Consider the following 23,437-nt stretch of genomic DNA (forward strand, 5'->3'; position numbering starts at 1 on the left):
TTATGAGCAAAGCATATTCGGGAGAAGTTCAATATCACATTGATATGAAGGAAGGGGATGTGGGAAGGTATGTCATACTTCCGGGAGATCCAAAAAGATGCGTTAAGATAGCACAGCATTTTGAAAATCCTGTGCTGGTGGCAGACCACAGGGAATTTGTCACATATACGGGATATCTTGACGGAGTCAAGGTCAGTGTTACTTCAACAGGAATCGGTGGTCCCTCTGCAGCCATAGCCCTGGAGGAACTCTCCAACATTGGGGCCGACACGTTCATCAGAGTGGGAACCAGCGGCGGCATGGACATAGACGTCATGGGAGGAGACCTGGTCATTGCGTCAGGGGCAATTCGCATGGAAGGAACAGGCCGGGAATATGCTCCAATGGAGTTTCCCGCAGTGGCCAACTATGAGGTTTTAAATGCCCTGGTGAAGGCTTCCAAGGACCTGGACAAGAAATACCACGTTGGAGTAGTTCAGTGCAAGGATTCATACTACGGGCAGCATGAGCCTGAAACAAAACCGGTGGGATACGAGCTTACTAACAAATGGAACGCATGGCTCAAGCTGGGAGCACTGGCTTCCGAAATGGAATCAGCAGCTCTTTTCATTGTAGGTGCATACAGAAGAGTAAGGGTCGGATCCATATTAAATGTTGTTGCAAATCAGGAAAGAAGACGATTAGGCCTTGAAGATCCCCAGGAACACGATACGGAAGCAGCCATAGCCACGGCAGTAGAAGCTATTAGAAACCTAATAAAGGAAGACGGGAAGAGCAATTAAGAATTAAGAGTTAAGAATGAAGAATTATATAGATAAAAAAATTGAACCTGATGGTTCAATTTTTTTATCTATTTCGCGTTTATGTTTATGTATTCAGCCCTGAGCTTTGAGTACACTATTTTTTGGCTGCTGTAAAGACCGTAGTAACCGGAAAGCATGTAGCTGACACTGCAGGCTATGGCGAAGAGAAGGATTCCTTCTGCTCCGAAAATCTCCACGGACAGAACTATTGAAGCGATGGGAGCATTTACAACACCGCAGAAAAGTGCAACGAGACCTATGGCTGCAGAAAATCCGGGATTGAGTCCCAGCAGGGTTCCGGCAAAGCATCCGAATGTGGAGCCTATGAAGAACGTAGGAACAATTTCTCCACCCTTGAAGCCGGCTCCTATTGTAATGGCTGTAAAGAGTATCTTCAGTATGAAAGCTTCTGGTTTTGCAGTACCGCTGATGGCCTTTTCAATTATGTTCATTCCTGCACCGTTGTAGTCCCTTGTGTTAAAAAGCAGTGTGAGAAGAACTATAGCCATGCCGCCTACAAATCCTCTGAGGTATGCATTTCTGATTTTATCATCCATCAGATGTTCTGTCTTTCTCATAAACACTATGAATGCAATGCTTAAAAGTGCGCAAAGAGCCGCAAGCACTGCAGTCATTACAACAGTCTTAAGGGACAGGGAAGGAATGAATCCAAGGCTGAACCTGACGGGAACCACACCGAAGTAAAGTGAAACGCCGTAGGCCATAAGAGATGACAAAAGGCATGGAACTAGGCTTGAATAATAAATTACTCCTATGCTTATGACTTCCATGGCAAACAGCGTGGCGGTTAGAGGTGTTCCAAACAATGCGGCAAAAACGCTGCTCATGCCGCATAGGGTTATAAGATGCATGTCCTTTTCATCAAGACGGAGCATCCTTCCCACAAAGGATCCGATGCTTCCTCCAAGCTGAAGTGCTGCGCCTTCCCTTCCGGCTGATCCGCCGAAAAGGTGTGTTATGAAGGTGCTTATGAAAATAAGGGGGGCAAGAACAAGCGGCACATGCTCATCAGAACGTATGGAACTGATGATTTGATTGGTACCGGTGGACTCGCTCATTTTGAACAATTTGTACAATACTGCTATGACCACACCTCCAATGGGCAGAAACATGATGGTCCACATGTTCTCCAGGCGAAACTCTGTTGCCTTTTCAACGCTTACGTGAAACAATGTTCCCACAGTGCCTCCTATAAAGCCGGTGATGCTGGCAAGTACCACCCATTTAAGGAATGTTGCTGCATAGTTTTGTGCTGATTTCAATTTTGTTAAATATAATTCCAATTTATTTACTCCTGATTTTTTTTCGCCGTTAGTTATTGTATCACTTATACTGTAAATGTCAAAGATTTGCTGCTATGATAATTATTTGATTTCTATGCTTCTCCACTTTCCGGAATTGTACCGGAAAAGAACAAGCACAGACCTTACGGTCTGGTCGATGATGAAAGCCAGCCATGCACCCTCAAGACCCCAGTGAAGGCTGTTTATGAAGTAAATTGCAGCTATTGGTCTTAACAAAAGAACTGTCAAAAATGTTATTACTGCAGTTGCCTTTGTGTCTCCGGCTCCTCTTAAGGCACCTGTAAGAATGAACTGGGACGACTGCAGAGGCTGAGTTAAGGCTACAAACATCATTATGCGGGCTCCCTGGCTTATGATGCCCGGGTCGTTGTTATACAGAGCCACAATGTTTTTTCCGAAAATTATGAATATTGCTCCAAGTATCATGGAAACGGCCATACCAAGACGCCTGGTTCTGTGGTTGTATGCATGTGCCATATCTGGACGGTTTTTGCCGAGGCTCTGACCTGTGAGAGAAGTGGCGGAAACCGCAAAGCCCTGGCCGTTCATGAAGGACAGCGACTGCATGTTCATGCATATCTGGTGCACGGCGTAGGCTACGGTCCCAAGTCCTGCAATTGTTCTGACGTAAATGATTACACCTGCCCGCATCAAAAGCTGTTCAACAGCAGCAGGAATTCCGATGGTGAATATTTGTTTAATTGTGCTGGAATCTGGTTTGAAGCTGTCCTTGAAACGCAGGTGGAGGTACTGTTCTCCTCTGGTTATATACATGAGTGCGAAAATGAATGCCGCAAACTGGCCTATGATTGTGGCAAGAGAAGCGCCTGCAACTTCCATCCTGGGGAAGCCGAAGTGTCCTTCTATGAGGAAGTAGTTGAATATGACGTTAACAACATTGGCAATCATGTTGTAAATAAGTGCAGTCCTGGAATTGCCGACACCCCTTAGAACTGCGGTGACCGTTGATGAGAGAGCCATAAACGTGAAGCCAACCATCTGAATCTTAAGATATACCGTTCCGCCTTCAAGTGTCTGTGCATCAGGAGCACCCATGAAGATTATGAGTTTTTCTGAAAAAATGTATCCCAATACTGAAGAAGCCACAGCCAGAATCAATGAAATAACCAAAGCCTGGCGCATAACCAGGTTTGCCTTTTCCTGGTCACCCGATCCCTTATATCTTGCCACCATGGCGGTTGCTCCAACGTTCATGGACATGAACAGGACCATTAAAAGAAACTTAGGCTGTACCGTAAGGCCAACTGCAGAAAGGGCCCATGCGCCAAGATGTCCGACCATCATCAAATCTACCATTGATGCAAGCTGCGTAAGAGTCATCTCAACAACGGAAGGCAATGCAAGCCTCACAATGTCAGAATACAACATTTTTGATGTAACATGGGGAGGAAGCTGGTTCTTCTTAATATTTTCAACCTGTATGTCCCTGCCGTCTTCAACGAGGTCCAATGCAAGGTCAACAGTTTCCTTCCGCTTTGGAAATTTCAGATTTATTTTCATTTTATGTCCTCTCATCGATGCTTTAACTTAGAGTTTTCTTTATATAGAATCGACAATTATATTAACAATATATGCATGACTAAACATATGTCCAATCAGCCACAATAGGAATCATAGCATTTAAGGCAGGGCTTGTCAACTTTTGTAAGATTTGCTAGGGCCTGTTTCCAGCTGCTGCTTGAAACAATAGTGAGTATCAGAACGCTGAACAGGAAACTGGATAGCCTATTCTTAGAAAAACAAATATAATTCTAATCCTATTTTAATAAAAGACTAAAACATGTTTAATTGTTGGAAGGTATATTATTGTCATAGAAAAAAATATTTGGAGGGCGAAATGAAAGTAACATTGGAACAAATAGACGAACTGAGAAACAGAGTTAATGTAAGCTATGAGGAAGCAAAAAGCACTTTAGAGAAAAACGATGGTGATTTGATCAAGTCCATCATAGAGCTTGAAAAGAGAAGAGGAAGAAAGGCAGAGACTAAGGGAAGCTTTACAAACTTCGCAAACAGACTTCTGTCACTGAAACTGTCCGTCAGGAACAAGGACGGAGAAACATTGATTAACATTCCTTTGGTATTGGTGCTCTTAACATTCATCATGGCATTTTGGGTTGTGATATTCGGACTTGTGCTGGCAATACTTACGTCGTGCAAGATTAAGATTTACAAAGATAAAAATTCCATGAATGTCAGCAGCTTGAAAAAGAACATGAAGGACACGGTTGACAAGATTAAGGTTAAGTCAGAAGAAATAATCGTGGAAGCAGAAAAGGATGAACCTGCAGAAGATTCAGGCGACAACGAGATAATTATTGAATAGATAAAAATATCAGGTCTATGGCCTGATATTTTTATCTTTGGCAAAGTCGGGTATGGTAATGAGCATGAAAAAGATAATGCTGCCGCAGGCATTGAAAGTTGCCGTAAATAATAGTATAATAATAAAAAAAGCAGAGGATTGCCATGGACAAGAAGAAAATTTTGATTGTGGAAGATGAGCAAAAGATTGCAAGGTTTCTTGAGCTTGAACTAAAGTATGAAGGATATGAAGTGGAAATAGCAAACAACGGAAGGGACGGCCTTGAAAAAGGGAAGATGACTGATGTGGACCTGATAGTGCTTGACCTTATGCTGCCTGGATTAAGCGGCATAGAGGTGTGCAGGAGGCTGAGGCAGACTTCGGACGTTCCAATAATCATGCTTACTGCAAAGGATGACATTTCCGACAAGGTAACCGGTCTTGACATCGGTGCAGACGACTACATGACAAAGCCCTTTGCCGTAGAGGAGCTTTTGGCACGCATAAGGGTACTTCTTAAAAGACGCTACGTGAGCAGGGAAAAAGAAGAGTCTTCAATTATTCAAATCGGTAAACTGTCCTTGTGCAAAAACAACTATAAGGTGGAATATGACGGAGAAAACATCGAGCTTACGAAGAAGGAATTCGAACTGCTGGAATTTATGATGATCAACAAGAACATTGTGCTCACCAGGGAGAAGATACTTGACAAGGTTTGGGGCTACGATTATTTCGGGGACACAAACATAATAGATGTGTACATCAGGTACCTGAGAAGCAAAATAGACCAGAAGTACAACATCAATCTGATTGAGACGGTAAGAGGCGTTGGATACATAATACGTGACTGAAGGGATGCATATGATGAAAACCATACTCAAGACACTGCTGAACATCATTCTTTATCCGTTCAGGATTGTATGGAAGGTGCTGGTCAGCCTTTTAAAAAGGTTTAAATTTTCCATAGCCTTTAAAATATCGGCATCCTACTTCTTCCTTTACATCTTTATAATTGTGATAGTAGCAGCCATAACATCGGCAGGATATCTTATAAATGAAATACATAAGTTTGAAGTTGAAGTTATTTCAGAGGATGTGGAAGAAATAATAAGCATTTTTCCTAACATGGACAATTATGTGAAGGATGACAGAATCAGCTCTGTGGAAATTTACGACAGCAGTCTCAACACTGTGTACCCAACCAATTCCTTTGAAAGGTATGCAGACAACATAATCGTGGTGGCAGAGAAACTTATCTCAAGGCAGGAGTACATCTATTCCTCAGTTTTTTACTACAACAATTCGGACTACTACATGAACTTAAGCTACAGCGTAAAAGGGATGCTGAAGGACGCCTTATGGATAAGCATGCTGGTGCTGGCATCGGGAGCAATAGGAATGTTTTTTTTCGTACCCATTGTGTCACGGACAAGTTACAAGCTCATAGGTCCCATAAAGAACATGACGGAGATAACCAGGACCATAACCGTCAACAACATCAATACGCGGCTTGATATTAAGGGAACGGAGGATGAACTGAAGGAGCTTTCACAGACATTCAACGAAATGATGGACCGAATAGAGGAAGGCTATAAGACACAGCAGCAGTTCGTTTCAGATGCTTCTCACGAACTCCGTACTCCCATTGCGGTCATAAAGGGTTATGTGAATATGCTTGACAGGTGGGGAAAAAACGATAAGGCTGTTTTGGAGGAATCCATTACGGCAATCAAAAATGAAACGGACAGTATGCAGGACCTCATTGAAAAACTGCTGTTCATTGCAAGAAGCGACAAGAGCACGCTCATGTACAACAAGGAAGACTTCAAGATTTCCATCATGCTCAATGAAATAGAAAAAGAAACAAAGATGATTGACACAAAGCATAAGCTTTATTTCAAGTTTTATGACGATGCCACCATTTACGGGGATCCGAAAAGAATCAAGCAGGCAATAAGGATTCTTATAGACAATGCAATGAAGTTTACGCCCCAGGACGGCTACATCATGGTATCTGCCTACATGCAGCAGGATTACTACGTAATAAAGGTCGAAGACACAGGCATCGGCATTGAAAAGAAAGATCTTGAAAAGATATTTGAAAGACTATACCGGGCAGAGCAGTCCAGAAGCAAGGAAATAGGTGGTCACGGTCTTGGACTTTCCATTGCAAAGATAATAGTGCTGGGACACAAGGGCAAGATACGAGTTAAAAGCACTCCCGGAAAAGGCTCCGAATTCTCAATACTGCTGCCTTATATAACATAAACTAAAGAATTTTGACACCGTAAGGTATGCTGAATTTGTGAAGCAGCGAAACCAAAAATACTTATTTATCGACATAAAACTACAAAACAAGTCAAGGAAAAATTCTTTCTCAAATAGTATAATAGCTTGTACACCACAGAGAAAGGATTTGAAAAATGAATTTAGAATTTGTTGAATCAGGTCAGACAATGACAATCAGGCTCAAAGGGGATCTTGACCACCACAGTGCTGACGAATCAAGAGTGTTGATTGATGAAAAAATCAAAGACGAGAAGTACAACAAAATAGTTATAGATATGAAAAGCCTTGATTTCATTGACAGTTCTGGAATTGGTTTTGTCATAGGCCGTTACAAGGTCATACGCAAGCGCAATGGAGTCATTGAAATAGTCAATGCCAGCAAGAAGGTAAGGAAGATTCTGGACATGAGCGGCATCGGCAAAATCATCAATATCAAATAGGGGGACATGATGCAAGACAATTACGTATATATTAAAATACCGAGCTATTCTACAAACGAATCCTTTGCAAGAGCAGCAGTGGCAGCATTCTGCTCAAGCCTCAATCCTACCATAGAGGAAATATCGGACATTAAGACAGCTGTTTCTGAAGCTGTGACAAATGCCATCATCCACGGTTACGAGAACCAGGTTGGTGAAATAGAAATACAGTGCAGAATCAAGGGACAGATGGTTGAAATAATAGTGGAAGACTTCGGCTGCGGTATAGTCAATGTGGAAAAGGCCAAGGAGCCGCTGTTCACCACAAAGCCTGAATTGGAGCGCTCCGGCATGGGCTTTGCTGTTATGGAGACATTTATGGACGAGCTTGTGGTCCTGTCCGAAAAAGACGTGGGAACAAAAGTAATACTGAGAAAGACCATAAGTTCAAAAAAATAGCCAAGCTTAAGACAAAATTCTGTGAGGAAGACAATAATGCTACAGTGCGGCTGCATTTGTTGGTAATAATGAATATAGCTTATATTGATAAACAAACCGATGCTTTTTTAAAGTATCGGTTTTTAAATATAATCCGTAGATCCTTCTGAGGATCCTTCTGAGTTTTGCTGAGAATAAAATTACAAAATTAATTTTTTAAAAATTATTTTTATTAAATGATATTGATAAATATTATTTGTGGTTTTATAATATTGAATAAAATTAATCTGTTTATATTTTCCATGAAAGAGGTAAAGTAATTAAGAGAGGCGGATAGCAGCATGGGAGAAATCATCAAGGAAATAAGAAGGATAAAGATTAATGGAACTCCAAATCGAATGGGACTTATATATGCTGTTTTGAGAGCTATAGCAGATTATGGCATAAACATAGTGACTATGGAGTCAGATCCCTATATTTGCTGTAAGCTGGAGTGGGATTCAACCATGTCCGAGGAAGATTTCTGCAGTTTCATGAAGAGCAGGATACCTGAAATCGAAAGCATTTCATACATCGATTTGATGGAATACGAGAGAATTGAAGTGGAACTTGGCACTCTTATCAACAACATCAACGACTGCATCCTGAAGCTGGATCCTAGCGGACATATCACAAGCTACAATAAAAAATCTGAAATCTTCATAAAAAAGAGAAACGCAGAGAATGGCCATATCAACGATATAATACCAACCTCCGTGCTGGACCTTAATGTGAACATTGATCCATGCAGCGTTGAATTCATATACAATACGGGTTCCAAGGAAAAGGCATTTCTGGCTAACATAAATCCTATTAAAAACGAAGGAAACATAGTAACAAGCTATTTTGTCATAATCAGCGAGATGTCCAGCATAAGAAATTTAATCAATACAATCATGAGACCTTCCATGATCACCTTTGATGATATATTGGGAGAAAGTGATGAAATAAAAAGCGCTATCAATATATCCAGGTCGGTGGCACCTGCATTGTCTTCCATAATGCTGAGAGGGGAAAGCGGTACAGGTAAGGAGCTTTTTGCAAGAGCTATCCATATGGCCAGCAACAGGGCAAACGGTCCTTTTGTTGCCGTGAACTGCGCCTCAGTACCGGAATCATTGATAGAAAGCGAGTTCTTTGGGTACGACAAGGGCTCGTTCACAGGAGCAAATACATCCGGCAAACAGGGATATTTTGAACTTGCAAGCGGAGGTACTCTGTTTCTGGATGAAATAGGTGAGCTTGCTCCTCATCTTCAGTCTAAGATTCTCAGAGCAATACAGGAAAAAAAGATAAGGAGAATTGGAGGAAACCATGAGATTGACATTGATGTGAGGATAATTTCAGCAACTCATCAGGACCTGGAAAGGATGATCAGAGAAAAGAGCTTCCGAGAGGACTTATACTACCGCTTAAACATAATTCCAATTTTTATACCACCACTTCGCCAAAGAGAAGGTGATGTTGCAAAATTAGCACGTTACTTTATTGATGATATATCCAAAAAACATGGAAAAAAAGTGAAAATAGCAGATGATGCCATGAAGATTCTGCTGGAATACGATTGGCCAGGAAATGTCCGTGAACTTAACAACATCATAGAGCGTGCAATCTGCATTTCTGACGGAACAATAACGGTTAAAGACCTGATGCTAAACAATGAGGCAATCAGAAAAGTTCTGAAAGTCGAATCAGAAATACAGAAGGAAGATTATCCGATAAATCTGCCGGCAAAATTATCTGAAATAGAAGACAGTTATATAATAAAGGCATTCGATAGCTTCGGTTCCTACAGAAAGGTAGCAGAAAATTTAAAAATATCACATACTACGGTAATGAACAAGTTGAAGAAATATGCCGGACTGTAAATATTATTTACAAACGGCAATATTATTTACACCAGCTGTAAACAAATTTTACAGCTGGTTGTTTTTTTAAAACTTTTTTGATGAAAAGCTTGAATTAATAGGGAATTTTATTTTTTGTAACTTCAGCATGTTGGCATGAAAAATGCTTATATTTTGTCATCAATAATTAAGGAGGAAATTGTGAGAATTTTGTTTATCAGACCTATTATTTCAGAAAGGCCAGATTATCTGGAGGAAGAAATAATAAAGGAGTTTGCCTCAAAAGACACTTGTATTGCTGCACGACGACTTAAATATGGGCCGTCCTCAATTGAAAATGAGTATGATTTATGCTACAGCGCTCCTTTTGTAGTGGAAGAAGCCATACAAGGGGAGAAAGACGGTTTTGACGGAATCATCAGCTACTGCTTCGTTAACCCTGGAGTAGATGCGTGCAGAGAAGCTGTAAGCATACCATGTTTGGGTTCCGGTGAATCATCTGTTGCAATGGCGTTGGCAGTTGGAAGGAAAATCGGTATTGTTACGATTCTTCCAAACATTATCCCGCTCATTGAAAAGCAAAACGCAGAATACATCAGAGCCGGTAAGATTGTATCCGTAAGAAGCGCCGATGTTCCTGTTCTGTCTGTCTATGACAACTCAGATGCTGCGCTGGAAAGGCTTTACGTGGGGTCAAAAAAATGCATAAAAGAGGACGGGGCTGATGTAATTGTGCTGGGATGCACAGGGTTTGCAGGGTACGCTGCAATAATACAGTCAAGATTAGAAACAGAAGGTTATTTTGTATCGGTTCTGGATCCTGCCGGCACCTCGGTCCGAATGATGGAAGCAATGATTGCCTGCAAAGCAAGGCATGGTCGCAATACTTACATGGCGCCTGTTGCAAAAAAAATGATTTTGCCGGAAAAGAATTAAATTGAAAGGATGTTTGAAATGTCTTCAAAAAAAAGTATAACAAATCTAGAAGAAGCAAAAATTTTTATAGAAGGATGTACGATGCTGGGAGTTGGAGGCGGCGGAAATCCTATTGAAGGACTAAAAGTGTTCAGTGAAGCACTTGAAAAAAAGGGTGAAATAAACTGGGTTGATGTAGAGGAAATAGACGATGATGCCGTGGCTGTATGTACATTCCTCATGGGTTCTACAGCTCCCTTAACAGATGAAAAAATCAGACATATGACCGAACTCGGTCTTACAGAAAAGAAATATCCACGAAACATGATGGATGCCGTTATTGAATGGGAAGCTTATACAAACATGAAAGCTGATATAATAGTTCCCCTTGAAGTCGGAGGATCAAATTTGCCTTTACCCATGGCAATTGGAAGAATGCTGGACAAAACAATAGTTGACGGCGATTATGCAGGCAGGGCTATACCTGAAATTTTCCAGATAAGTCTGATGGCTGAAAATGTGAACTTCTGCCCTGCCGTGAGCTTTGACAAGTACGGAAATGTATGTATCATGAAGGATGCCATAAGCATTACACTGGCAGAAAGAATAGGAAAGTACCTAAGCGAGGTGGCTTTTGGATCGACGGCGCTTGCCGGATTTCCCATAAGCGGAAAACAGTTAAAGAGACTTCTGGTCAGAGGCTCAGTAAGCAAGGCATATGAGGTCGGAAAATTACTTACAAAGGCAAGGTCTAAAGAAGGAAACTTGGCTGATCTGCTGAAAACAGTAGGTATGAAATGCATTTTCAGGGGAGAGGTTGTGAAAAAAGAATGGAGGGATGAGGAAGGTTATTACATGGGTTACCATACTTTAAGCGGTACGCAGGATTTTGCAGGCAAGGAACTTAAGATGTACTTTAAGAACGAAACACACATTGCCTGGATTGACGGAGTATATTTTGCATCTAGCCCCGATCTTATTTGTACAGTTGAACCGAATATCATGAAGCCGCTTAGAAATGATGATATTAAAGTTGGTAACGAGATTGAAGTTTATGTAGCAGGCTGCGATCCAGTATTGAAGACAGAAAAAGTAATTAAGTATCTTGAGCCGAGATACTTCGGCTTTGATATTGACTACAAGGAAATATAATAAAATAATAAATTAAAAAATACGAAGAGGTGAAAATATGGATTATGGTTTTTTAGCATTGCTGCCGCCAATAGTAGCAATCATATTGGCTTTTTTAACGAAAGACGTGGTAATTTCACTAACAGCAGGTATTTTTCTAGGCACTACAGTGGTTTACGGGTGGAATCCGTTCTTAGGAATCATAAAAAGCGTCTCTGATTATATTGTTCCGAGCATGGCCAGCGAATGGAACGCAGCAATTTTGTTTCAGGCAGCATTGTTTGGAATTCTGATTACTTTCCTGCAAAACAACGGAGGAGCTGTTGCCTTGGGATATTCCATGACCAAAAAAATGAAAACCAAGAAAAGCACGCAGGTTGCGGCGTGGTGCTTCGGTATTCTGATATTTTTCTCGGATTATTTCAACACTTTGATGGTAGGAGGTCTATTCAGACCAATTACTGACGAAAAAAGAATTTCACGCGAGAAATTGGCATACATATCAGACAGCACAGCATCAGCCGTATGTCTTTTGGTTCCTTTTTCTGCATGGCTGGCATATGTCATGGGGCTTATAGGGAATTCATACATGGAACTTGGCATAACAGAATCACCATATGTTGCATATTTGAAGACAATTCCTTATAATTCCTACGCAATACTGGTGGTGGTTATGGTACTGGCTATAGCTATTACAGGCAAGGATTTCGGCCCAATGCTTAAAGCTGAAAGAAGAGCCGACAAGGGAGATGTATTAAGACCAGGGTCAAAGCCCTTGAGCTCAAAGGAGCTGACAGATGCGAAGTTTGAAGCAAGGACCACTGATTTATCTAGTTTCTGGCTGCCAATAGTTGTTATGATGGGTTCTATTCTTCCAATACTGCTTTGGGATGGGGGATATCCTGAAAAAGATTTTGTGGATGCCATTGGTTCTGCAAGCGGCGCAGTTTGTCTTGCTTGGTCAGTATTGCTTGGTGTCATTGTGGTTGTCGTGCAGTCTCTTGTTAAAAAGACATTTACTTTCAGCGAGGCAATGGAATTGATTATGGATGGAGTAAAAGGAATGTCAATGACATATGTCATATTGATTCTTGCTTGGAGTATAGGCAGCCTCACAAAGGGAATGGGGGCTGCCGAGTACCTGGTTCCAATCATTAAAGGCAATATTCCGGTAATGTTTCTGCCTGCACTGGTATTTATTACAGGTGCTTTGATATCCTTCAGCACAGGAACTTCTTACGGTACATTTGCTATTCTGGTGCCGATTGCAATACCGCTGGCAGCTAAACTGGGAGCGCCTATGTATCCAATGATTGCGGCAGCTTTCAGCGGCGGACTTTTTGGAGATCACTGCTCACCCATATCAGATACGACAGTAATGTCATCAACCGGAGCAGCATGTGATCATATTGACCATGTGAAGACTCAGCTTCCATACGCATTACTGTGTGCAGCAGTGGCTACTGTGGGATTTATAGTATCGGCTGCCATTGGATCAGGAATCATCACTAATATTATTGTTATAGCATTATTGATTATAGCGCTGTTTGTAATGAACAAGGCAACCGATAAGGAAGAAGTCAAGAGTAAAGCAAAAGTTGTAAAAAACAGCATCAATTGATTAAAAAAATAAAAGTTTCTGCATCAGGTGCAGGAACTTTTATTTGCAAATTTATGGTTTATGTACGTTTCTAACCGGAGAGGCCTCGGATTGAGTTGTGGATTTATTCTGCAGAAAAAAGAAAGAAAATAAATATTGAAAAGAGGCTGTGAAAAATTAACAGTTAATATTAAAAAAGGCACTTATAGTGCTTTTTTTTAGTATTCAAATTATTATTTTGTAAATAATACTCATGAGGTGATTTATATGAAAAAAAAGATTTTTTTATTAGTAATAATTCTTGTCATAAGCTTCACGGCCATTTATTTCGGCAACAGCATAGACAGGTCCATAAAGAGAATACCTGAAAGCGCCGTATTACTGTAGGAGGAAAGATGAAATACAATAAGGATAGTTACAAGCAGGTTGTGGATGAATTCACCCCGAAGAACAAGATGCTGAAAAATTGCTTTTGGGCTTTTATTTTCGGAGGAGCGATCTGTCTTCTGGGTGAAGTTTTAAAAAATCTTTTCATGTCGGGCCTCGGCGCAGCTGAGGAGGATGCTGGACCAATGGCATCCGTGGCGCTGGTTGGGCTGAGTGCCCTGCTTACGGGACTGGGCTGGTACGATAGGCTTGGAAAGGTGGCAGGAGCAGGCACAGTAGTTCCTATAACAGGTTTTGCGAACTCTGTGGTGTCACCGGCACTGGAGTTTAAAAGGGAAGGTTTTATCCTTGGAACAGCTGCAAACATATTCAAACTGGCAGGCCCTGTACTTGTGTACGGCTATCTTGCCGCTTTTATTGCAGGATTGCTGAAACTGATCACAGGTTAAATTAATCAGAAAGGAAGTTCAAGTTGAAAAAAATCGGCAAACAAACATTTAGCATAAAAGACAACGTGTTTGTTAGGGACACATACACAATAGTCGGAAAAAAAGAGGGAGAAGGACCTTTAAAGGACAACTTCCACATGATTGTGGATGATGATTTGTGGGGAGAGGATTCCTGGGAAAAATGCGAATTGAAATTTCAAAAATCTGCTGTGGAAAAGCTCATGGAAGCAAACAATCTGCAGAAAAGCGATATTGACTTGCTTATTGCAGGCGATTTGTTGAATCAAATAACATCTTCCTCATTTGCAGCCAGGGATCTGATGCTCCCTTATGTAGGAGTCTACGGTGCATGCTCCACCATGGCCCTTACAATGGGATTGGCTTCACTCATTATTGACGGGGGCTTTGCTGAAAACATAATATGCGTAACCTCAAGTCATTTCTGCAGCGCTGAAAGACAGTACAGACTTCCGCTGGAAATGGGTGGACAAAGGCACATGTCGGCACAATGGACTGTCACCGGTTCCGGTGCTGTGTGGCTTTCGAAAAACGGAAACGGTCCAAGGGTGAGAAACGTTACATTTGGAAAAATAACGGATCTGGGAGTCAAAGACGCAAACAACATGGGCGCCGCCATGGCTCCGGCAGCTTATGATACCCTGAGCCAGCATCTGGAGGATACGGGGGTTGATTATGACCTTATTGTTACCGGAGACCTGGGGACCATAGGAAAAGGGATAGTTAACAAGATGTTCAATGACGACAAGAAAAGCATCGAAAAGAAGTATGATGACTGCGGAACCATAATCTACGACATAGAAAAACAGGATGTTCATTCCGGAGGAAGCGGATGCGGATGTTCGGCAACAGTGTTCGGGTCGTTTTTATTCAAGAAGCTGATGAACAAGGAAATAAACAAACTTCTGTTCACATCCACAGGCGCACTCCATTCACCCACGGCAACCCTTCAGGGCGAAAGCATACCTGGAATAGCCCACAGTGTGGGAATTGAAATGTAAAGGAGAATACTATGAATTACTTGATGAGTTTTGTGGTGGGGGGAGCCATTTGCGTCATCTGTCAGATATTCATTGATACGTTCAAGAAAAACAATGCTTATCTGTTGGTGATGCTGGTTGTAATAGGGGCTATTCTTGGATATTTCGGAGTTTACGACAAACTTGTGGAGATAGGTTATTCAGGAGCAACTGTTCCACTGTTGGGATTTGGAAACACTCTTGCAAAAGGAGCCATGGAGCAGGCATCTTCAAAAGGTTTCATGGGTGCCCTGAGCGGAGGAGTTATGAAAACGGCGCCCGGCGTTGCAGCCGCATTGTTGTTTGGCTACATAGTTGCAGTTGTGTTCAACCCCAAGGGTAATAAATAATAATTTTGATGTTAATGGGACTGTTTCATTAGTGATTACTACCGTGTCATTCTGAGGGCTTTAGCTCGAAGAATCTCATCATTTCAACATATGAGATCCTTCGCTAACGCTCAGGATGACAGGAATGCACTTAATGCAACAGTCCCATTTGTTCTATATTTAATTTGAAACCGACTCCAATATTTCATTCAGGTTGTCATTGCTTCCTGAATCTTCAATTATGTCGTTTATGATATCATCCAATGCACCGCCGTTATTCCCGTTACCGTTTCCGTTGTTACCGCCGTTGCCGTTATTGTTGCCGTTACCGTTGTTGTCCTGATTGCCGTTTCCGGAATTTTGTTCGTTCATCCACTGATCATAATGCCATTTTGTGTGGTATGTGCATGTCTTTGTAGGAACCTGGTACTGATAGTCGGCTGTCAAAAGACCTGCAAATGCCAGATCTGCTACTGAAACTCCCAGGACGTGGGTTATCTGGCCATTACCATCAAACGTAACCTGACCAGCATATATCTGTTCAAGCTCTTCCACAGAAAAAGTCACCTTGTCTTCTTGTATCTGTCTGTAAAGCTTTCTTGCTTCATAATTATCTGATTTTAATTCAGGATCATATAGCGGGTCTCTTGTTACAAAAACTCTTTCTTCCAAAAGGTTTCCGGGACAGTAAGGTGAAGCAAGCAGGTTTGAGCTTGTGCAGACCTGAACCTTTACATGAACATCACAAGTTTCCGTCGGTTGGGTTCCCGGTACGAAGTACTCGGTTATAACCTGTGTTCCCCTTTGGTCCAGCGCACAGAGATCTGAAGGAAGTTTTCCTGACTGAGCGCAGACCTGTACAGGTACCAGGTTTGAATTAAGCTGGAACTTTGCAGGAGCCAAACCCTGATGTATCGGTGTCATGATGCTGCTCCAAAGTCTTGCTGTGTTCCCGCTGTCACCGGACAGCTTCATCTGAACATTGTCGTTTCCAACCCAGATGCCACCCACATAGTACGGTGAAAATCCAACGAACCAGAAGTCGCCGTTGGCCTGTGTGGTTCCGGTCTTTCCTGCAACTTCGATGCCCATATCAGCAGGAAGTTTAGCCTTGTATGAAAGTCCCGGATTTACCGTGGACCTTAAGATGTCTTTCATCAGCGAAGCAACCTCGGGACTTACCACAGTATGTGTTTCAGGTATGTTTTCAAGTATCGTTTCACCCTTGCTGTTCGTTACCTTTGTGTAGGCAATAGGTTCAATGTAAACACCGTCATTGGCTATGGCGCCGTATGCTGCAGTCATTCCCAGCGGCGTGAATCCCTTTGTAAGTCCTCCTAACGCCAGAGAGGCAAGGTTAACGTCATTGTACGCATTGTTTTCCTGAGGAGACACGAAGGAGTCTTTCTCCGGATTGTCTGAATTTATGAGCCCCAGCTTTGCAAGTGATGCCATTGATGCATCTGTGCCTATTGTTTCAAGCATTGAAACTGCATTTGTGTTTATTGACTGCTCGATTGATTTACGAAGAGTAGTTTTTCCCCAGTACTTGATGTCCTTATATTCATACCAGTTCTTCGGCCATCTGTCTCCGTTTTCATTGTAGCGAGGAAGGTCATCAAGAATATATGCTGCTGAGTATCCCAGGTCCAGTGCCGGCAGATAAACCGACAAAGGCTTGATTGTGGAACCCGGCTGCCTTGTGGCATCGGTGGCTCTGTTGAACGTCTTGCTTCCTTCAATGTTTCTTCCGCCTATCATGGCTTTTATCTTGCCTGTTTTGTAGTCCAGTATGACAGTTGCAGATTGTGGCTGCACAATTCCGTCTTCCTGGAAATAGAAGTAGCCGGAAGCAATTTTTAAAACATTGTCTCCGCCTGCAACAAACATTTCAGAGTTCTTGTCAAGGTAACTTTTAGGTATTCTGAAAGAACCCTTTGTTCCTTTTTGCTCAAGCACTTCATAATTGTTTCCGATGTTAAGTGCCCCAATGTTGTGGGATACGAAATTCAGGTTTTCATCAACCGTGTAGGCATCGACGATATCCACCGTTGATGCGTAAATATCGAATTTTTTTGAATTTATAACCAGGTTGCCGCTTGAATCGTAGCTGTATTCTCCGGAATTCAGGTAGATGTTTCCCTCTTCATCCATTATGTTTTCTTTGGCGTAATAAATCAGCTGTCCGTTTTCATTGAGTATGTTCAGGTTTGAATCAAGGCTTCCGGTTCCCTGACCGTTTTCCCATTTGAAGTATCTCCAGTCCTGAGCCGTTGGTTTTGTGCCGGAAGGAGCTGCTCCTAAAAACAATGTTGGGAAGTTTTTGTATGAATCTTCAAGTGATTGCTGCATTGCTACATCAATAGTAGTTGTTATTGTCAATCCGCCTTTGTATAGGTAGCTTTCAGCTTCCTCGTAGCCAAGGTTTTGATTTTCCATCAAGGCTTCAATAACCTTCTCCTTGACATAATCCATTGGTGACGATGATATTCCTTCAATTTTAGTCTGTCCAGGGTTCAGTGCCGTATGCATGTCTTCAGCCATGGCTGCATCATATTCTTCCTGGCTGATGAGCCCCAGGTCCAGCATCCTGTTTAAAATCACATGCTGCCTGTCTATGGCATTCTGGTTGTAGACGCATGCGTATTGGACAGAACCTATGTATACATATCCCACAATATCTTCTTCGGGGATTTCGCTTATGTCCTCCAGGTTGTACCTGTTGAACGGAGCATAGTACACGGTACTTTTGGCTGCTCCTGCCAAAAGGGCGCTTTCAGCCAGGGTAAGTTCGCTGACATCCTTCGAGAAATAGGTATGTGCAGCTGTCTGAACTCCGTAGGAACTTTGACCCAGTGGAATGGTGTTAAGATAGTTTTCCAGAATCTGTTCCTTTGACAATTTTCTTTCCACTTGAATTGCAAGGTATATTTCTTTTATCTTTCTTTCCCATGATTTTTCATTGGTCAGATAAAGGTTTTTAACAAGCTGCTGAGTCAGCGTGCTGGCACCTTGTGCCGTAGGATCACCAACTCTCACATTGTGGAGCAGGGAACCTGCAATACGCTGTATGTCGATTCCGAAATGTTCCTTGAATCTGTGGTCCTCAATAGCTATGAACGCATTTTGCAAGTATTCAGGAATGTCAGTTAACTTTACTATTTCCCTGTTTTCATTGGGGTCGTGTATCTGTTCAATGATATTTCCTGCTTCATCGACAATGACCGAACTTTCGGTCAGGGTTGTAAGCACGTTTGTAGGATCAATTTCAGGGGCACTTTTTACAATGCCAATAACCATTCCAGCCACAGCACCGCCGACAATTATCATTGCTGCAAGTATTACAAGAAGAGAAATTCTGAATACTACTTTTCTTTTCTTTTTGGCTCTTCTTTTTTTCTTGGCTGCTGCCGTATCTTCATTTTTACTTTCTATTATTTCTAAGTCCTTCTTATTTTCTTTAGACATATTAACCTCCGTTAGAACTGCATTACTAGTATACCACAAATCAATCTAATATTGTCAAAGATTTAAAGTTCTTACATATTATATAATAGAAAGGGTGTGAAATCAATAGTTGAAAAATCGCAGGACCTCATTCATCAAGTTCATATTTCTGATATTGATCTTTTTTACGCTTGTTGCTTATTATTATGTTGAAGTGAGCATAAAACCGACGCTTGCCTCAATCTGCGAAGTACGGGCTAAAGTAATTGCAACACAGATAATCAATGACACTGTCAGGGAGGAGCTTAACAAAAATTCCCTGAAGGAACAAATTCTCATACCAACTTATGACAGAGAAGGAAAAGTTAACATGATACGAACAGACGCCATGGTTATGAACACACTTTCTTCCAACATTGCCATGAATGTCCAAAAAAAAATAGTTGACCTTAAAAATCAGTCATTTTCCATACCGCTGTTCACAGCTCTGGACAGCCAGCTGCTTGCAGGCAAGGGGCCCAGGCTGCATTTCACAATACTGCACCAGGGAAGCGTGCTGGTTGATTTTGTAACGGAGTTTGCCGAATCCGGAATAAATCAGACAAGGTACAAGATTTACATAACCGTAGAAGTTGAAATAAGCGTATTAAGCCCTGTAACAACCAGCAGCACTACCGTGGGAAGCAATGTGCTCATAGCTGAAATAGTTATAGTAGGTGATGTTCCTGAGTCCTACATGACACTTCCGTCTCTGAAATAACTGAAAACATTAAAAAAACTGCAAGGCGGTATATTTATCTGTGTACACAAACATAATAATTATGGTAAAATAAGCACAGATGACTTATTTATTCGGAGGGTGCATGGATAGGGAAAGATGTTTAATAGTTGCAGTGCAACTATCTAGCGATAACGAAGAAAACGACATGGAGGAGCTTGAGCAGCTTGTTGAAGCGGCAGAAGGCCAGGTTATATCAAGTGTAATCCAAAACAGACAAAGCATAGACAACCGATACTACGTGGGTCAGGGAAAGATAGAGGAAATAGCCAACTATGTGAAGGAACTTGAAATAGACACGGTGATATTCAACGACGAGCTATCAGGTTCGCAGATAAGAAACATTGAAGAAATTGTGGAGGCAAAGGTAATTGACAGGACAAACCTGATTCTTGACATATTTGCCAAAAGGGCTCTTACAAAGGAAGGTCAGCTTCAGGTGGAGCTGGCCCAGCTGAAATACAGTCTTCCGCGCCTCATAGGGCTTAACAACAACCTTTCAAGGCTCGGAGGCGGCATAGGAACAAGAGGCCCTGGGGAACAGAAGCTTGAGCTTGACAGAAGGCGCATAAAGGAAAAAATAAACGATATACAAAACCTGCTTGAGGATCTTGGAAAGGTAAGGGAAACAAAACGCAAGAAGCGTATGAAGGATCAGATTCCGATAATTTCAATCGTGGGTTATACAAACGCAGGAAAGTCCACGCTTTTAAACGCACTGGTTGAAAGTGAGTATTCAGATGAAGAAGATGCGGAACATAAAAAAGTGTTCTCCCATGACATGCTGTTTGCCACGCTGGAAACGGAGGTGCGAAGGGTTACTCTGCCCGGAGGCAGAAAGGCCGTTTTCTCTGACACAGTGGGATTCATCAAGAAACTTCCCACACAAATCGTTGAAGCCTTCAAGGGAACGTTGGAGGAAATCAAGTACGCTGACCTCATAATTCATCTCATTGACATCAACGATGACAACCTGCAGCTTCACAAGGAAACTACCACAAAGCTGGTGGAAAAGATAACCGGAAAGGAAATACCTGTTCTGACCGTTTACAACAAGGTTGACAAAATTATTAACGAAAAGATAACAACCATGTCAACCAACGATATCATCTACATTTCAGCAAAGAACAAATACAACATAGGATACCTGCTTGAAACGGTAGATGAGAAAATAAACGGAAGCAAAAGCAAGTACAGTCTCCTGATTCCAAACTCTGATTTAAAATCATATTATTGGCTGTATGAAAACAGAAAGACAGACAATGTGGAGTTTACCGGAGAAGGAGTTTCATTGGAGGCTGTGCTTTATGACAATGAAAAAGAGCAGTACGGTAAATACATAACAGGTGAGGACAATGAATGATTACAGGTCAATCCACAGGTACGGAAGGAATGAAACAACAATAAACAAATCCCGGTTCATAGGAACTGCCATGCCTGTGGCAAGCGAAGAGGAAGCTCTTGAATTCATAGAAAAAATCAGAAAGGAATTCAAGGATGCAACCCACAATGTGTACGCCTACACAATCGGTGAGAATTCCGGCATTCAGCGGTATTCCGATGACAAGGAGCCATCGGGTACTGCAGGCATGCCTGTGCTTAATGTCATAAACCAGGAAAACCTGAAAAATGTGGCCGTGGTGGTTACAAGGTATTTCGGCGGAGTGCTCCTTGGAGCAGGAGGGCTGGTCCGTGCCTACACAAAGGGAGCGAAGATAGCTCTTGAAAGCGGAATAATCGTAGAGAGAAACCTTTACTACGACGTGGAGTTTTCAATTGACTACACTCTGCTGGGCAGAATGGACAACGAACTTATGAAAAACAGCTTCATGGTAAAGAACAAGACATATGATGACAAGGTAAGGTTCTTCCTGATAGTCAAGGAGGGAGAAACGGACAAGCTCAATGATCTTGTAAAGGAAATAACCGGCGGCAAGGCTGAAATTAACCTGGGACAATCTTCATACCACTCCGTAAAGGATGGTAAAATAGTAGAATAAAAATTTTTTGCAAAATATTTGTATTATTAAAAATTATATGGTAAAATACGATGTTAAATTAAATGAGCAGGATAGTAAGGAGGAAATATGTCAGGTCATTCGAAATGGAAAACTATAAAAAATAAAAAAGGTAAAGCAGATGCACAAAGAGGCAAAATTTTTACCAAATTGGCAAGATACATTACAGTAGCTGTCAGAGAGGGTGGTCCGGATCCGAACTATAACTCATCATTGGCAACAGCAATAGAAAAAGCAAAATCACAGAACATGCCAAATGACAACATAGACAGAGCAATTAAAACAGGCTTGGCTGCAGCATCAGGCGAAAACTTCGAAACAATAACATACGAAGGATACGGACCAAGCGGAACGGCATTCATGGTTCAATGCCTCACAGACAATAAGAACAGAACAGCTGCAGACGTAAGACATTATTTTTCAAAGAATAATGGAAACCTTGGAACAACAGGCTGCGTAGGTTACCTGTTCAGCAGAAAAGGAATCATAGAAATTGAACTGAGCGACAAAATAGATGAAGAAACTCTTATGATGCAGGCTTTGGATGCAGGAGCTGAAGACTTTGAAACACAGGATGACAGCTATGAAATTACAACGACACCTGAAGACTTCATCAAAGTACTGCACAGCTTGAAAGAAGCAGGATATGAAAACATAAAGGGCGACATCATGTACATTCCTGCAACTACAGTAAAAGTTGAAGACGAAGAAAATGTTAAATATCTTGAAAGATTAATAGAAGCTCTTGACGATTGCGACGACGTCCAGGAAGTGTACCACAACTGGGATGAACCGGAAGAAGAGGAAGAAGAATAGTCGAGAACAAGTTGTTTCAATGGTTACAGCCAACTACGGTTTTTAGGAAATATGGTTTATTAGGCTTGATGATGATATTCAGATAAAGACAAAATGTATGTATAAAGCCCTTAAACTATGATAATCCTCAACAAACCTAAAATCTTGAATGATGATAAACACCTTAAATTTTATTATGTATATCAAAGAATACTAATAATTTTGGAGGTGTTTTTGTATTTAGAATTTGAAACGTTTTTTAAATGTGGCTGAAGGTTGTGCTGTGTGACGTTTCTATATCATTAAATTTATATTGCTTTTATAATTCTTTTAACCACACTATTCATCTAAAGAATGACGACGTTGCAGCTGTGTTTTGAGAAAAGCAAGGAATTAAAAAACAACTATCATTTTGTAATACTATCATTTATAATAAAATTAGAAAGATAATTTGTTAGAATATATTTAAATTTCAATTGCAATTGATAAAAGCCTCTGTTAGTCAATGGAGATGTACATCAAATGGCACATGTTATATAATTTTAGGAGGATATTATGAAAAGGTTGTTTCTTTTATTAGGATTTATTTCAATTTTGCTTGCAGGCTGTAATAAAACTAATGATACGAACACAATAACTAATGACACAGTTAATACAACCAGTGACACAGTTACAATAACTACTGACAGAAATTCATACACTCCTGTAATGTCTTCAGCACAAGGAATTACCATGAGTCCTGATTTTAAAAGCGAAAAAAATTATGCAAAATTAGAATACCATTGGATAACTAATTATGGTGAATTTATTGGTACAGGAAAAGAAGTGAAAAATCAGGGCGAGGCAGTAATATGGAGTGCTATCGAAAAAGATAAAGTAATAGACATAAAAGATTCCTTCGATATAAGGTTAGAGGTCATTGACGGCGAAAGTCAAAAAATATTAGCAGGTACAAAACTGACTATCGTACCTAATAATGGATTTTATGAAATAAAACACTAAAAATGCAGAACATTAAGGATTATATGAAAAAATACATATAAAGATTAAAAACATAGTCAAAAA

General features: G+C 41.1%; 21 protein-coding genes. 18 read left to right on the top strand and 3 right to left on the bottom strand.

Annotated elements, in window-relative coordinates; all coding sequences use genetic code 11:
* The first annotated feature begins 2 nt into the window (after positions 1-2).
* Positions 3-782: a uridine phosphorylase gene (udp, locus tag AAGU76_RS00145; protein WP_342483411.1), complete on the top strand. Its 780-nt coding sequence runs from the start codon at positions 3-5 to the stop codon at positions 780-782.
* Positions 783-850: 68 nt separating this feature from the next.
* Here udp and AAGU76_RS00150 read toward each other — a convergent pair whose 3' ends face one another.
* Complete coding sequence (locus AAGU76_RS00150; RefSeq protein WP_342483412.1) at positions 851-2,107, bottom strand: chloride channel protein; 1,257 nt, start codon at positions 2,105-2,107, stop codon at positions 851-853.
* An 81-nt stretch (positions 2,108-2,188) separates the two neighbouring features.
* Positions 2,189-3,649: an MATE family efflux transporter gene (locus AAGU76_RS00155; protein WP_342483413.1), complete on the bottom strand. Its 1,461-nt coding sequence runs from the start codon at positions 3,647-3,649 to the stop codon at positions 2,189-2,191.
* A 337-nt stretch (positions 3,650-3,986) separates the two neighbouring features.
* Here AAGU76_RS00155 and AAGU76_RS00160 point away from each other — a divergent pair, with 337 nt between their 5' ends.
* From AAGU76_RS00160 to spoVAE, 12 genes are all read left to right on the top strand, one after another.
* A complete protein-coding gene (locus AAGU76_RS00160; RefSeq protein WP_342483414.1) occupies positions 3,987-4,475 on the top strand; it encodes a DUF4342 domain-containing protein in 489 nt (162 codons plus the stop codon).
* A gap of 143 nt (positions 4,476-4,618) precedes the next feature.
* Positions 4,619-5,305, top strand: coding sequence for a response regulator transcription factor (locus tag AAGU76_RS00165; protein ID WP_342483415.1), 687 nt, complete (start codon positions 4,619-4,621; stop codon positions 5,303-5,305).
* A 10-nt stretch (positions 5,306-5,315) separates the two neighbouring features.
* Entirely contained in the window at positions 5,316-6,722 is a 1,407-nt protein-coding gene (locus tag AAGU76_RS00170; RefSeq protein WP_342483416.1) for a HAMP domain-containing sensor histidine kinase, read from the top strand.
* Between the two features lie 155 nt (positions 6,723-6,877).
* On the top strand, positions 6,878-7,183 hold the full coding sequence (locus AAGU76_RS00175; RefSeq protein WP_342483417.1) for an anti-sigma factor antagonist: 306 nt from the start codon (positions 6,878-6,880) through the stop codon (positions 7,181-7,183).
* Between the two features lie 9 nt (positions 7,184-7,192).
* Positions 7,193-7,621: an anti-sigma F factor gene (gene spoIIAB, locus AAGU76_RS00180; protein WP_342483418.1), complete on the top strand. Its 429-nt coding sequence runs from the start codon at positions 7,193-7,195 to the stop codon at positions 7,619-7,621.
* 320 nt (positions 7,622-7,941) lie between these two features.
* Positions 7,942-9,507 carry a sigma 54-interacting transcriptional regulator gene (locus AAGU76_RS00185; RefSeq protein ID WP_342483419.1) on the top strand — a complete coding sequence of 522 codons (1,566 nt, stop codon included), beginning with the start codon at positions 7,942-7,944 and terminating at the stop codon, positions 9,505-9,507.
* Positions 9,508-9,687: 180 nt separating this feature from the next.
* Complete coding sequence (locus AAGU76_RS00190) at positions 9,688-10,422, top strand: aspartate/glutamate racemase family protein (RefSeq protein ID WP_342483420.1); 735 nt, start codon at positions 9,688-9,690, stop codon at positions 10,420-10,422.
* Between the two features lie 18 nt (positions 10,423-10,440).
* Complete coding sequence (locus AAGU76_RS00195; protein ID WP_342483421.1) at positions 10,441-11,553, top strand: DUF917 domain-containing protein; 1,113 nt, start codon at positions 10,441-10,443, stop codon at positions 11,551-11,553.
* A 37-nt stretch (positions 11,554-11,590) separates the two neighbouring features.
* On the top strand, positions 11,591-13,153 hold the full coding sequence (locus AAGU76_RS00200) for a Na+/H+ antiporter NhaC family protein (RefSeq protein WP_342483422.1): 1,563 nt from the start codon (positions 11,591-11,593) through the stop codon (positions 13,151-13,153).
* A gap of 374 nt (positions 13,154-13,527) precedes the next feature.
* Complete coding sequence (gene spoVAC / locus AAGU76_RS00205; protein WP_342483423.1) at positions 13,528-13,968, top strand: stage V sporulation protein AC; 441 nt, start codon at positions 13,528-13,530, stop codon at positions 13,966-13,968.
* Between the two features lie 23 nt (positions 13,969-13,991).
* Positions 13,992-14,987 carry a stage V sporulation protein AD gene (gene spoVAD, locus AAGU76_RS00210; RefSeq protein WP_342483424.1) on the top strand — a complete coding sequence of 332 codons (996 nt, stop codon included), beginning with the start codon at positions 13,992-13,994 and terminating at the stop codon, positions 14,985-14,987.
* Positions 14,988-14,998: 11 nt separating this feature from the next.
* Positions 14,999-15,355 (top strand): stage V sporulation protein AE, encoded by a 357-nt coding sequence (spoVAE, locus tag AAGU76_RS00215; RefSeq protein ID WP_342483425.1) that lies wholly within the window; start codon positions 14,999-15,001, stop codon positions 15,353-15,355.
* Between the two features lie 159 nt (positions 15,356-15,514).
* Here spoVAE and AAGU76_RS00220 read toward each other — a convergent pair whose 3' ends face one another.
* Positions 15,515-18,802, bottom strand: a complete 3,288-nt coding sequence (locus AAGU76_RS00220; RefSeq protein WP_342483426.1) for a PBP1A family penicillin-binding protein — start codon at positions 18,800-18,802, stop codon at positions 15,515-15,517.
* 109 nt (positions 18,803-18,911) lie between these two features.
* On the opposite strand from AAGU76_RS00220, the gene yunB reads away from it, so the two are divergent.
* From yunB to AAGU76_RS00245, 5 genes are all read left to right on the top strand, one after another.
* The gene (gene yunB, locus AAGU76_RS00225) at positions 18,912-19,541 is read left to right on the top strand and encodes a sporulation protein YunB (protein ID WP_342483427.1); all 630 of its coding nucleotides are present in this window, start codon (positions 18,912-18,914) and stop codon (positions 19,539-19,541) included.
* A gap of 103 nt (positions 19,542-19,644) precedes the next feature.
* Positions 19,645-20,922 (top strand): GTPase HflX, encoded by a 1,278-nt coding sequence (gene hflX / locus AAGU76_RS00230; RefSeq protein ID WP_342483428.1) that lies wholly within the window; start codon positions 19,645-19,647, stop codon positions 20,920-20,922.
* A complete protein-coding gene (locus AAGU76_RS00235; RefSeq protein ID WP_342483429.1) occupies positions 20,915-21,559 on the top strand; it encodes a YigZ family protein in 645 nt (214 codons plus the stop codon). The genes hflX and AAGU76_RS00235 overlap by 8 nt, the downstream gene beginning before the upstream one ends.
* Positions 21,560-21,646: 87 nt before the next feature.
* Entirely contained in the window at positions 21,647-22,393 is a 747-nt protein-coding gene (locus AAGU76_RS00240; RefSeq protein WP_342483430.1) for a YebC/PmpR family DNA-binding transcriptional regulator, read from the top strand.
* 534 nt (positions 22,394-22,927) lie between these two features.
* Positions 22,928-23,374: a hypothetical protein gene (locus AAGU76_RS00245; RefSeq protein WP_342483431.1), complete on the top strand. Its 447-nt coding sequence runs from the start codon at positions 22,928-22,930 to the stop codon at positions 23,372-23,374.
* Positions 23,375-23,437: the final 63 nt, after the last annotated feature.

It is taken from the genome of Sedimentibacter sp., assembly GCF_038562225.1.
Taxonomy (GTDB): Bacteria; Bacillota; Clostridia; order Tissierellales; family Sedimentibacteraceae; genus Sedimentibacter.